Annotated in this window: 9 protein-coding genes; 6 read left to right on the top strand and 3 right to left on the bottom strand. The window is 63.2% G+C overall.

Annotated elements, in window-relative coordinates:
* Positions 1 to 74: 74 nt before the first annotated feature.
* A complete protein-coding gene (locus tag Q0283_RS13980; RefSeq protein WP_298045174.1) occupies positions 75 to 3413 on the bottom strand; it encodes a type ISP restriction/modification enzyme in 3339 nt (1112 codons plus the stop codon).
* Between the two features lie 318 nt (positions 3414 to 3731).
* On the opposite strand from Q0283_RS13980, the gene Q0283_RS13975 reads away from it, so the two are divergent.
* The 4 genes from Q0283_RS13975 (at position 3732) to Q0283_RS13960 (ending at position 7682) form a co-directional block, all read left to right on the top strand.
* A complete protein-coding gene (locus Q0283_RS13975; RefSeq protein WP_298045173.1) occupies positions 3732 to 4109 on the top strand; it encodes a hypothetical protein in 378 nt (125 codons plus the stop codon).
* A gap of 1166 nt (positions 4110 to 5275) precedes the next feature.
* Complete coding sequence (locus tag Q0283_RS13970; protein ID WP_298045172.1) at positions 5276 to 5935, top strand: DUF6308 family protein; 660 nt, start codon at positions 5276 to 5278, stop codon at positions 5933 to 5935.
* Positions 5936 to 5959: 24 nt separating this feature from the next.
* Positions 5960 to 6805 carry a hypothetical protein gene (locus tag Q0283_RS13965; protein ID WP_298045171.1) on the top strand — a complete coding sequence of 282 codons (846 nt, stop codon included), beginning with the start codon at positions 5960 to 5962 and terminating at the stop codon, positions 6803 to 6805.
* Between the two features lie 298 nt (positions 6806 to 7103).
* Positions 7104 to 7682 (top strand): hypothetical protein, encoded by a 579-nt coding sequence (locus tag Q0283_RS13960; RefSeq protein ID WP_298045169.1) that lies wholly within the window; start codon positions 7104 to 7106, stop codon positions 7680 to 7682.
* A gap of 109 nt (positions 7683 to 7791) precedes the next feature.
* On the opposite strand, the gene Q0283_RS13955 is transcribed toward Q0283_RS13960, so the two are convergent.
* Both Q0283_RS13955 and Q0283_RS13950 read right to left on the bottom strand, forming a co-directional pair.
* Complete coding sequence (locus Q0283_RS13955; RefSeq protein ID WP_298045168.1) at positions 7792 to 8343, bottom strand: hypothetical protein; 552 nt, start codon at positions 8341 to 8343, stop codon at positions 7792 to 7794.
* A 35-nt stretch (positions 8344 to 8378) separates the two neighbouring features.
* The gene (locus Q0283_RS13950; RefSeq protein WP_298045165.1) at positions 8379 to 9401 is read right to left on the bottom strand and encodes a hypothetical protein; all 1023 of its coding nucleotides are present in this window, start codon (positions 9399 to 9401) and stop codon (positions 8379 to 8381) included.
* Between the two features lie 283 nt (positions 9402 to 9684).
* On the opposite strand from Q0283_RS13950, the gene Q0283_RS13945 reads away from it, so the two are divergent.
* Together Q0283_RS13945 and Q0283_RS13940 are read left to right on the top strand one after the other, a co-directional pair.
* On the top strand, positions 9685 to 10101 hold the full coding sequence (locus Q0283_RS13945) for a cupin domain-containing protein (RefSeq protein WP_366134582.1): 417 nt from the start codon (positions 9685 to 9687) through the stop codon (positions 10099 to 10101).
* A 358-nt stretch (positions 10102 to 10459) separates the two neighbouring features.
* Positions 10460 to 11303, top strand: an 844-nt coding sequence (locus Q0283_RS13940) for a DUF1963 domain-containing protein (protein WP_298045162.1), incomplete at its 3' end; no start/stop codon positions are given.

The raw sequence follows: 11303 nt of genomic DNA, 5'->3' as shown, positions 1-11303 counted from the left end.
CAGCAACGCCTCACAGCGTCACAGATCAGATGTCACCTATTCGTGCAGCAGTCCCCCCCCTCCGAGTATTCAGATCAGTGGGAGAACAGAGTGCCGGCCTCCAGTGCCGCCGCTGCTAGCACTTTCTTGGGATCGCGAGCTTCGTCCGGTACGGGCAGGATTCCGCCTTGGCGGAGGTCTTCAGTCGAAATTTGAGGCGAGATGCAAATGCTCGACAGGAGAGTGTCCTGCTTTTTTGACAGTTGGGTCAAGAGGCCCAGCAGGTTTAGTAGATCAATGAGCTGGGACGTGTATTCGGGCAACCAATGATCGCTCTGGATCTTCATGAGCGGAGAGACGGTACGCTCTCCGATCACCGGACGCGTTCGGTCCTTCTGTCGGGAGCTGAACCACTGCTTCAAAACGTTTGTCCCGGAGATCTCGTATTCCCACATCGCAGGTGTGACGTTCTGGATCCGTCCAGAGCCGACATGTAGTTCGCGTCTGTCGGCGTCATAGGTAAGCGCGTCAGGCATTTCATCAGGGGTAACGGGAATCGCTCCTCCCACCGGAATGTGAGGCTGCTCGTCCGCCGGCAACCTGGGGGCGCCGGGAGGTCGTCCCTCGGCTTCACTTACAAAGCGTGTTCCGTAGGAATGTAACCAGAGCACTTCCCTTCCGATTGACACGGCTTCATTGAACAACGCAGCATCTCGGGTCAGCGGAATCCTTAGACCGGGACGTAGAAGGTCAGCTTCGAACGTTTGGGTGTATCCCTCGTGCGCGGCGATAGCGGCCACGTATGCGAACACGTCCGGGTCGCTGACGTCCATGTCCAGCAGGCGGCTTATGAACGTTGCGAGGCCGGCGTTCACATTCGAGACGGTCGCCTGCGCATCCAACCAAAGGGGGTAAGTCCGTCCGCCACGCCCGCAATAGTGGTGAAGGTCCGGTATCAGTCCCGTCGCGGTCAGCGCGGGACCGTTCTTGGGGCTCTCGCTTTCGGGAGCCGTGATCCACACCTGCTTCTCGGATCGAGCACTCCAGAGCGTCGGGCTTGGTCGATTCAGCACCCTCTTATCCGGGATGATTCGTTGCCTGTCGAACGAACGAAAAGCGATCTGTACGGGCTCGTCGCAAGGGTCGGTCTCGTTCATCAAGGCTCGATGCTTGGTCGCGTACCCCGGCAGATTGTCGCTCAGTTTGGTATCGATCCGGCGATCACTTGTGTGCTCTTTCATGAGTTCACGCTTGAGGTCGAGGTCCTTGGCGTCCAGCAGAGCCTTCCAGCGGCGACGCAGCGTGTCGCTGTCCGGGTCAATCACCCAGGTTCGGCCCGGCATGATTCCGGACCCGTCATAGCGGAACAAGTCCTCGAGGCTAGGGAAAGACAGCCAGCTCTCTGCGGAGGTAGGCAGGAAGGGGGCTCGCCAGTCCGAGGGACACTCATCCCAGAGCGGGTCCTTGAGAGTGAGGCTTTCCAGTTCAACGAACTTCTTGGTGCGGTGCCCTGGGGCTAGTTCACGGTACCTAACGGTGGCCGGCGTATCGCGTGAAGTAATGCCCTTCTTGAGCGCCAGGACGATGCAGACTTCGTGCTTCATCGCTTCAAATACACGAGTGTTGGTCGGCGGGGTAAATCCCTCGGGAGAGCAGTCAATGACCCAGATCTCGTCGGCCGACTCTCTAAGGTGTTTACGCATGCCCTCGAAACCCGGCCCGTTGAGAAATCCTGCAACGGTAATGAAGCAAATGACGCCCTTGTCGGCCTGCCGGTGATTGTCAAAGACCTTCCAGGTAGCCCATCGCCAAAAGTAGACGTACATGTTGTACAGGTGCTTGGTGTGGCTCCCGACCTTCCAGTCCTTTTCAGGAAGGAATGCCTCTAGAGGCGGATTCTTTACAGCCTTGGAGCCATGCTCGATCCATCCGCCCTTGCCCTTGGACTTGTCCTTATAAGGGGGATTCCCGATGACGACCAAGATGTCCTCTTCAGCCTTGGCCTTGTTGGCCGCCCGGCGCGCGTCGGTAATGGGCTGATACCAACTGCCAAGGGACGTCTCCTCGACAAACGGATCATCAAGCGTGTTGGTGACGTAGGTTCGGAGTTGGTTTGGATCCGTCGAGGCCGCACCGTATTCGGCCAGCTCCGCCAAGAGGCGGAGTTGAGCCACGGCATAGGGGCCGAGCTGCAGTTCAAAACCAATGAGCCGCTTCAAGACTTCTTCCATGGCTGGTGCCACAGCACCGGGGCCAAGGTCAGCTGCCGTATGGTCTGCGATCTTGCGAATGATCTCCAGCAGGAATGTGCCCGTGCCCATGGCGGGGTCAACAATGGTCACAGCACTGTTGGCAAATCCTGCCGGAAGACCCAGATGGTCTACCAAGGCTTCATCGACCAGCGCCGTCATTGCACGCACTACTTCCACAGGCGTGTAGTACGAGCCTGTCTTCTTGCGCAGTTTTGTGTCGTAAGTCTGGAGGAATCCCTCGTAGAAGTAGAGCCAGGCTTCGGCATTGTTTTTGGAAATTTTGCTCCAGTCCACGACTGCCAAGACGCGGCCCATAGTGGCCACAGACGTTTGCAGTGCGTCTCTCGCCACAGCCGTGTCAACGAGAGCCCGAAGCGCCGAGCCGATGAGCGATTGAGTGCTCACCGAAAGTTCTCGGGCAGCGGGAACAACACCTTGATTGAGGTCGATGCCCCGGGCCCGTGCGAGTAGGAGGCCGAAGGTGACTGATTGGGCGTACCAGTCTGCGAACTGCGCCTCCGTGGCTTCGGGGAATAAGAGGCCCTTCCAGTCATTCATAAGTGCCTGAAGTTCCTCATTCTTCAGTTCGAGCTGTTCTGAAGCTTCATCTCTGAGGAGCCGGCAAAGGCGTGCCGACATTTGGGCCAGCGCCTGAGGAGAACGCGGTGCTATCGGAGCCCATGAGAAGAACGCCTCAATCGTTCTCATCAGCGCCGCTGGAGGGGCGAGCTCGGTACCTGCCGAGAATACATCGCCAGTGAATCTGGCTATTCCGCCCTGCAGTTCGCCGTTTTGCCAGAGAGATAGCTCTTGGCCGTCGAAATAGAGCAGGTTGGGAAGGGCCTGCAATTTCTTCCATTGGGCCCGATCGTGTGGGTCGCGGAACACGCGAGGATCAGCACCCTTGCCTGGAGCTTTCACCTCGAGGAACCCAATGAGAGCGTTCTCGTACTCGATGGCATAGTCAGGCCGAATAGCCAGGTCCGACAGGGACGTTTCTCCAATCAAAGTCAGTCGGCTTGGCTGGCGCCCGGTGGCTTGACATAGGTCCGTCAAGAGTTGCTCTAAGGGAGCGCGAAGTTGGTCCTCCGGCTGCCCGGTGATGGACACAGCGCCGAGCTTGGCTTTCGCAGAAAGGCCGAATCTAGAAACAGCTGCCGCGACATCGTCTTGAGTCCCCATCTGACTATCTTTACCTTCAAAATCTCCAGAGCGGGCAGGCGCGGCGGATTTGACGTGGGAAAAGGCGGAAATGTCCTGACCGGGGCAGAGGTCGAAGGGCCCTCTGATTTCCTGACTGGGTTAGGCGGGCCGCCTGCAGTGTTCCCTGAAGCGCGGTCATGGTGCGGTGCGAGGACGTTCATAACTTAGCCAAAGGAATAACGGTCGCTGCCTCCACGGCGAACGGAGAAGGGGCATTGGGTGGCGAGAAACCGCAAGGCATGAGCTACTGCGTCATGACTAGCGATGACGTTGGTCCGCAGTGGATACATTGAGTACATGGAGCTAGCGACGGAGTTGGTGTTGGGCGCGCTGAACCTGGTCCTGGCGCTGGCGGCAGTGGTCCTTGCACTCTTGGCCTATGACGTAAGCCGGGCGCGCCACCCCTTCACGATGTCCGACGCAGTGGCCGGCGTTGCAGTACTGACGTACAACCACATCCGTCCCGTCTGGGTCGACGAGGTGTGGGTGCATCACTGGAAAGGTCTGCCGCCCATGGATGGGAAAGGTGCATGGGATCGGTGGATACAGCGCGATGAACAAGTCGCCGTGGACTGTAGCGAGATCAGCCCAGGCAACTACTTCGTCATTCAGTACCGGCGGAAGCCCGGCAAGAAAGAGCGTTACTGGACGGCTCCGCTTCGAGTCGTGGATTGAGTGCGCGTCCTTCCTATTGCTGGCCCGCTGGTCGTACTCGCTCGGCTTATCCGGGTGAGGAGAAGTCGATCTGCCGGTCGAGGTTCTGTTTCGTGGTTGCGAGCCCCGCGCGTACCTGAGGTCCATGGGGAGTCCGTGTCGGAAGTCTCTTCCGTACGAACCCGATGGGATGTTGTTTTGGGCTTAATTCTGGAACGGAAATCCATGGCGTGTCGTGGTCCTTGGTCACCGCCGTGGGGGAGTGTCCCAGTTCCAAGGAACTAGGACACTCCATGGGCACCGGAAGTAGACGACGAAGTCTTCGACGATCGGGGTCGCGCGCTGACGCGGTGGCGTGGACTCGGCCTTCGCTAGATATTTGCGCACAGAATCATGTCCTGGTGCTGAGCGCGTCTCTGGCGGGGCACTAGGGGCGCTGCAGCCAGGAACAGTGCGGCTGGCCGGTAGGCTGACTCGTCTCCCATCTCGCTCGAAAGGCCTCCGTGCGCCCTGAAACGTTGTTCGTTGATCCGTTGGCCGAACCGACTCCTTCGGTCAGTCCGGCATCCCCCGAATCGGCTGCTCCCGTAGCTGTGTTCGCCGCCCCTCCGACTCCGAAGGGTTTCGACGAGGATCTATGGGTGGAGCCGGAGATCCCGTTCCGTCCGCAGCCGTCCGAGAAGCAGCCGCCTGGCCGACAGCGAGCCGGGCAGCGCGCCAACCGTTCCGGACGCAACGATCGACGGGGCCAGCACCGCGGCCGGCGAGTCAACTAGTGCCAAGACGCTGTCTGGCCAGTTGAGTGGGACACTCGATCCCTTGGCCGTTCTCGTTAGGTGAGGCAGAGGGTGTTGGCCTATCGCCGATGACCTTGCTGACCAAGAATCAGCGTCCGGCCGATTCCGCACCGCGACGCCACCGACGATCTTTCCCGAGCATGTCCGTATGACGTACCGTCGCGGGACAGGCCACCGGACGGGTCCTACGGGACGCGGTCCGAGGCATGTCGTCCTCCGTCCATGTCGGCTGTGGGGGGGGTGTCTGGTGGGGGTTTGGCTTACGGCATGAATCCACCGCAGGCTCCGCCCAAATCAGCAGCGGTGAACGGAAGCAGCCCGAGACACGTCTTGGGACAACGGGCGTCCGCAGCCGGAGCCCCTAACCATGGCCCCTGATACTGTCCGGACATGGCCACTACTGCCGTCTTCACTGTCGCAGGGACCGAGTATGGAATCGATCAAGCGCTCGACCGTTTCGCGGACTATCCGCGCAAGACGCCCGCCAGGTTCGACTACCCGCTGCGCGGTGACCACGGCACGATCACCCGTGAAGAGATCAGGCGGACTCGGTACGTCAGCTCGAGGATTTCCCACATCGAAGGTGACTATTTCATCACTCGGGCTGCGGATGCTCCTTGGATCCCCACAGGTGCGGATCTGGCCGACGCGGACCCGGAAGCGCGCGGTGGGCTCTTCGACGACATGTCGGCCCTGTACTGGCACTTCGCCGGGACGGCGCCGCGCGGGATTTCCTTCGCGAAGGTTTCTAAGGTCCTACACCTGAAGTTTCCAGCTGTGTTCCCGCTTTTGGATTCGCGTCTGTGGAAGGCGTACCGGGTGGCCGCCCGTGCCCACTCGGCCCGGCACCCAGAGCTACGACAGAGCCAGCTCAGGTGGATTGCAGTGCGCGACGACCTACTCGCTGCCCGTTCATCCGGTGCCATCGAGGGATTACGCGAGGCCTTGATCCGGTACGAACATCACGAGCCAGCCGTCCAGCAGCGCGTCCGCGACATGACGCGACTAACCGATCTGAGACTGCTCGACATCCTCGTTTGGCGACCTTGAAGATCTAAAGAGAGGAAGAGTTCCATGGAGTGGTTGGGATTTGCTGCCCTCATCTTGGTCGTCCTTTTCGCGTTGTTCGCCGGAGGGCAGGGGCAAGATGCCGGCTACCACTCGCCCGAGCGACTCCGGCAACAGGAAAAGCTGCGAGACGAGAGCCGTCAGCGACAGAAGGAGTGGCTCGAACAACGCGCCCTCAGACAGGCCGCGACGCCGCAACCTACACCAGACCCTGATCCGGCACGGTCGGAGAGCTCTGCCCCCTCTCCGTCGCCCGTTCACGCCCCCCAGCTCCCCGACGAACCGACGCAGCACCGGGCAGCCCCGGCGGCAAGCAGCCATGGCGAGATAGTGCGTCGCTGGCAAGCCGTGCGGGACCGGTTCGTGACGGAGCAGAAGCGCATGGCCGCCTATGAGACCGATCCGGCCTTGGCGATCGATTACCCGGCGTTCAACGACGTCACCGTCCCCGAGGTAAAGGCAATGGTCTCCGCCCTGCGGCACGCGACCCACCTGGAAGACGCCAGCTACACAACCGAGGCCGTGGGCGGGGGCCTCGACCTGCTCCGCGAGTTCGAAGCGGCCGTACGCGAATACTCCCTCACCATCGACCTGGCCGAGCGAGCCGCACGCCGACTGCGCTGGTCCCACCTCCCCCAGGACGACCAAAAGGACCTGAACCAGATCAAGGCACTGCTGGACCACGCCATGAACTCTGGTACCCCCGACGAGGCCCGACGCAGCTACTACGCCCAACTCCAGCGGGCGATCAAACGACTGAACCAGCGCCACGGCACCGAACTGATACCGACCACGGCCACCGCTCAAATCGAGAAGCTCGCAAGACCGGAACTCCCCACGGCAGAGCGATAGCTCCCAGATGTTAAGGCAAGTACGCGCATCGCCAGTGCGTTCCGAGAACGCGCTGTAGGTAAAGACGCCCGAATCCGTTACCTTGCCCGATACGCTCCTCACGATCGGTCCTAGCGTCTAGTGAGGCCGAGGGGACTGCTGTCTGGTGCACCGCTCCCACTCAGCGCCGCACCGTGGGTGCGATCGCCACTGACGTCAGGCCCGGGCTACCGACCGTACGCATAAGCTGGACGGTGACCGCCTCACTATTGGCAGCCGCCGTCTCACCTGCACCGTCTCGCATCCAGGAGTACCCCCCGTGAACAAGCACGCCATCCCGTTGACGTTGGTCGTAGCTGCTGCTCTAACCCTGACCGGCTGTGCCGACACCTTGCGCGAACCGGCCGCGATCCCAGCGGCCACTGCCGCCACCGCCTCGTCGGTCTCGGCTACGCCCGTCGCCCAATCCACTTCCACCCCGACCCCTTCGGAGACCTCGCTGGGGTGGACTGAGACGTGCGATCAGCTCGCTGTCGGTGACCAGGCCCTCGTGTACCGGCTGGCCCGCTTCCAGGCTTCCGTCAAGGAGTCCGACACGCTCGGCTTCGCCCACTATTCGGAAGCCTCGGACCTGGTGAGTGAGCTCGACGACTTGGAGCAGCTGGCCCCGTACAGCCTGCAGGCCAACGTCGCTGCAATGAAGATCTACCCCCAGAACTTGGTCGATGCCATCGACGAGCAAGACGGGGAAGGGTCAGTGTCCATGGATCACCGCATCGCTCTGAGTACGGTGATGGATACCGCCACCGAGTGCCTGACGACCGGCACGCCGGAGATGAACGAGTTCCGTGACTTCATCTACGAGCACGTCGTGGGCGAGCCCCTGGAAATGGATTGATCGGCCATTCCACGATCCCTATCTGACAGTGGCTCGCCGAGATCGTGGGGTCGTTTATTGCTGGCAGCTGCTGGAGATGTGCGGCTTGGCCGTGGGAGGACGGGGCCGGTCAACCTACGGTGAACTCTCCGCCTAGTTCGTGGGCGAGTCCGGTCAGGTCCGTGGACGCCGCTTGATGCTGGGCTGCGTCGGTGCCGCCCTGGCCGGCTGCAGAAGTATCCGCCACGAACCAGTGCGTGCTACTGACCATGGGCACGGGGACCTTCGTCGTGAGTAGCAGTTCGCGGGCCTGGTGAATCTGGGCCGGGTCTTCGGACCAGGCCATGAGGATGGTTTCCCCGCACTGGCGCCCCACGAGTTGTTCACCGTTATCGAGGAAGAGGACGGGATCTGGACCGCTGAACCCCTCGGCGGGACCCGGGCAGTCCAGGCGCTGATCGACGGCCTCAAAGAGCTCCTTCAGGCTCCCCACGGGTGTGCCCGCCGGAGAGGACGGCCACGGCCCGAAGCCGGCCGAGATGGTATTGCCCGGGGTGGTCGTCGGGGGTGCAGTCTGCGCCGAGTCTTGTCCGGCGTCATGACCGCAACTGGCCAGCATGAGCCCTGCCGTCAAGACCACCGCTGCGCTGGTCACGGGACGCGACCGCACGTTTGGGGCCATGCGCACTCCTCTGCTCACCGGCCTCGCCGGCGGGTTCAGGGTTCCCACCAGTCCAGGGGCAGCTCTGCCAGGGCCAGGGTCAGCGCGGTCTCGTCGGTGAACAACGGTTCCAGGCGTTGCTGCAGGCTCTTCAGGTAGTCCACCTGGCCATAGGCGGCGAACAGTTCGGTTTCGGGGTCCAAGACGAGGTGCCGGGCCAGGTGTGGCCACCACCGGGTAACGAGCTCGGCCCACATTTCTCGGGTGGAGGCGACCCCGCGGTCCTGCAGCGCCTCGGCGGTCGGCAGGCGGGTCGGATCAAAGATCAACGAGCCCCGGTTCTCGTTCAGCTCCGAGATCGGGCCCACCGGCACGGTGCCGGCCGAGGCGGCCAGACGCAGGACGTCCTCGCTGAAACTGTACGCGGCACTCAGCTGTGCCTCGTATTCGGGGTCTAGGTACCGCAAGGCCTCCAGGATCCAGGGGCAGGTGGCCGGCCGTCCCAACACGTGGACCTCGTGGGCGTTGATGGTCCACAACTGGGCCGGGTCATCCACGGTGTGGATGTCTTCCAGCCAGACCTCCCGCAGTCGGGGCCCGGTGCTCAGCTGGTCCAGATGGGCCAGGTGCTTGATCGTATCGACCCGCACCGAGCGCAGGGCCGGCAGCACCCTCACCCCGGTCAGGTCCAGGTCCCTGCCGTGGGTGAACCAGAGGCGCTCCAAATGCTCCAGTCGCGGCCAGCGCACCGGGCCGGACCACCGGCCGGACTGCAGGGATAAGAATTCAATTGGCACCCCGTCCAGGGCGTCGAGGGTGGTCTGGTCGGGGCGGTGGAGTTCCACCACCCGCAACCGGCTGCCGGTGAGCCAGGAGCCCACCTCCGAGGACCAGGTCGCGGTGAGCCGGGTCAGGGCCGGGAACCGGTGGCCCTCCGGTTTGGGACCGAGCTCGATGCCCTCGGCGACGATCTTGGAGATCTGGTCCGTGGGGCCGATCCGTGCCCAGTCCGGCGGCCCATACAGGGACAGGACCACGTTGTTGGGGCCGCGGCGATCGAGATCGAAACCATCGCGCATCGCTCTGCACTCCTTCCGGTGGCGACTCTTCACCGGCACGCTACGCCGGACGTTGCTGTCCCTGCAGCGTCCCGTGGACGCAGGCGAGTCACGGTTCGTGCTCACGGGGGTGTGGTGGTGTGTTCCGGGGCAGCAGGTTGGCGCAGCACACTCTGGCCACCGCGCCTGCCCCTGTCTATACGTGTGAAGAAGAGAGTGGGAAAGTCATGGCGGAGACCACCCCGGCCGGCGGTTTTGTGCTCAAGGCACAGGAGGGGGCCCGTTCTGGTTCCTGGGCAGTTTGGTGACTGTGAAGGTCGATGGGGCCCGCACTCGCCAGAAGCTCACCATTCTGGACTTCGTCAACCCTCCTGGCTTTGCCCCGCCCGTGCATCGCCACCTCGTGGAGGATGAGGTCTTCTACATCGTCTCGGGACGGGTCCGCTTCGACTGTGATGGCACCGTGTTCGATGCCGCGCCGGGCGACTTCGTCTTTCTGCCGGTCGGCTCCGCCCACACCTTCCTGGTCGGCCCGGACGAGTCCTTGCACACGCTGCAGATCACCGTGCCAGCCGGTTTCGAGGAGTTCACCGCCGAGGCCGGCGCCCCGGCCACCGAGCGGGTGTTGCCGGCGCCGGGTCCGGTGGACCCCGAAGCGCTGGCCGCGGCCGCAGCCCGATACAACATCGAGATCCTCGGACCACCCCCGGCGACGCTGTGAACCCATCGACCACCGCGTCCGTCTCTCACAGCGAGCCCCGCCGGTCCGACAATCGGCCACGACGCAGTTCCTCAATACCGCCCCGCGAGGGATCCTCTCAGGGACGAGATGGCGGGAACGTGTCGGTGGTTCCGTCCAGATGCCACTCGCTCGATGGACGCAGCCTGTAGCGGAAAGCGGGAGGTCCCTGGAGCCTTCGCTCTGGTGCTTCGAGGATGCTGAGGCAGTCGGTCATCAGATCGGCTGCAGTCTTCTGCGCCGTTGCGGCGTGACAGTCTGGTTGCCTACCTGACAGGGCAGCGGCTGGTGGCACGTAGTGTCGCAGCCCTCGCTGCCAGCCAAAACCCCAGGAGCTAGCGTGGTCCTCTCACTTGAGTCCTTCCCGCCGATCCACGGCACCTACCCTGCAGCCCTCGACTGGCTCCACGAGCAGGGCGGGGAGCAGTGGCAGGACGACCTGCGCTACTCACCGGCCTTCAGCGAACAAAGCTTCGATCCTGGAGAGGAGGAGCTGCGCGAGCTCTGGCCGACTGGAGCGCAGGTCTGCTGGCTCGGTGGGCCAGCCGTGGACGTGGGTGCCTGGCCGCACGCGGCAGACGGCACGCCCCTGACGCACGTGGCGACCATCGACCTGGCCGGGCTGGACGGGGCCATCGACCGCGCCGGGAAAGCGACCTGGCCGGCAGAACAGCTGCGGGAAGGGCTGCCACGGACCGGGATCCTGCAGGTCTTCCATGACCTGCGGACCTTCGGGTACGACCCCGGTGATCAAGCCCAGGGTGCCTGGGCCGTCATCGTGACCGGCGATCCCGCGTACCCGGCGGGCGGTCAGTCCCACGATCCGACGGGCCAGCGACCCGCCCTGGTCGAGCCCCCCGGGCCTGGACATACCCCGGGCCAGGTCTGCCAGCTGGCCTTGCCGTTCTCCAGCTTCGCCCTGCCCTCGCCCCTGGATATCTCCGCCCAGGAGGCCGGTGAGTTCAACCGGCTCGAAGAACTCACCGAGACCCTGGAACGGGCGTGGATGACCCAGCGGGGCATCGGCGGGGACGCCGCGATTCCCACCACCCACGCCTACGGATATAGCTCCCGGGGCCACCATGCCGCCACCCTGGACGTCCTGCCCGAGGTCCTGCCGCTCACCGAGGGTGACGAGTACCGGCTCCTCCTGGAGATCGAGGGCTGGACCGTGCTGGAGGGCT

The sequence above is a fragment of the uncultured Citricoccus sp. genome (assembly GCF_937871995.1).
In the GTDB taxonomy this organism is placed as follows: domain Bacteria; phylum Actinomycetota; class Actinomycetes; order Actinomycetales; family Micrococcaceae; genus Citricoccus.
Note: the sequence above shows the minus strand (reverse complement) of the source record. Positions and strands in the feature narration are given on the sequence as shown.

What these genes read in the sequence shown, in the direction of transcription:
- Q0283_RS13980 (WP_298045174.1), bottom strand. Translation starts at nt 3,413, where the DNA reads ATGGGGACTCAAGACGATGTCGCGGCAGCTGTTTCTAGATTCGGCCTT.
- Q0283_RS13975 (WP_298045173.1), top strand. Translation starts at nt 3,732, where the DNA reads ATGGAGCTAGCGACGGAGTTGGTGTTGGGCGCGCTGAACCTGGTCCTG.
- Q0283_RS13970 (WP_298045172.1), top strand. Translation starts at nt 5,276, where the DNA reads ATGGCCACTACTGCCGTCTTCACTGTCGCAGGGACCGAGTATGGAATC.
- Q0283_RS13965 (WP_298045171.1), top strand. Translation starts at nt 5,960, where the DNA reads ATGGAGTGGTTGGGATTTGCTGCCCTCATCTTGGTCGTCCTTTTCGCG.
- Q0283_RS13955 (WP_298045168.1), bottom strand. Translation starts at nt 8,343, where the DNA reads ATGGCCCCAAACGTGCGGTCGCGTCCCGTGACCAGCGCAGCGGTGGTC.
- Q0283_RS13950 (WP_298045165.1), bottom strand. Translation starts at nt 9,401, where the DNA reads ATGCGCGATGGTTTCGATCTCGATCGCCGCGGCCCCAACAACGTGGTC.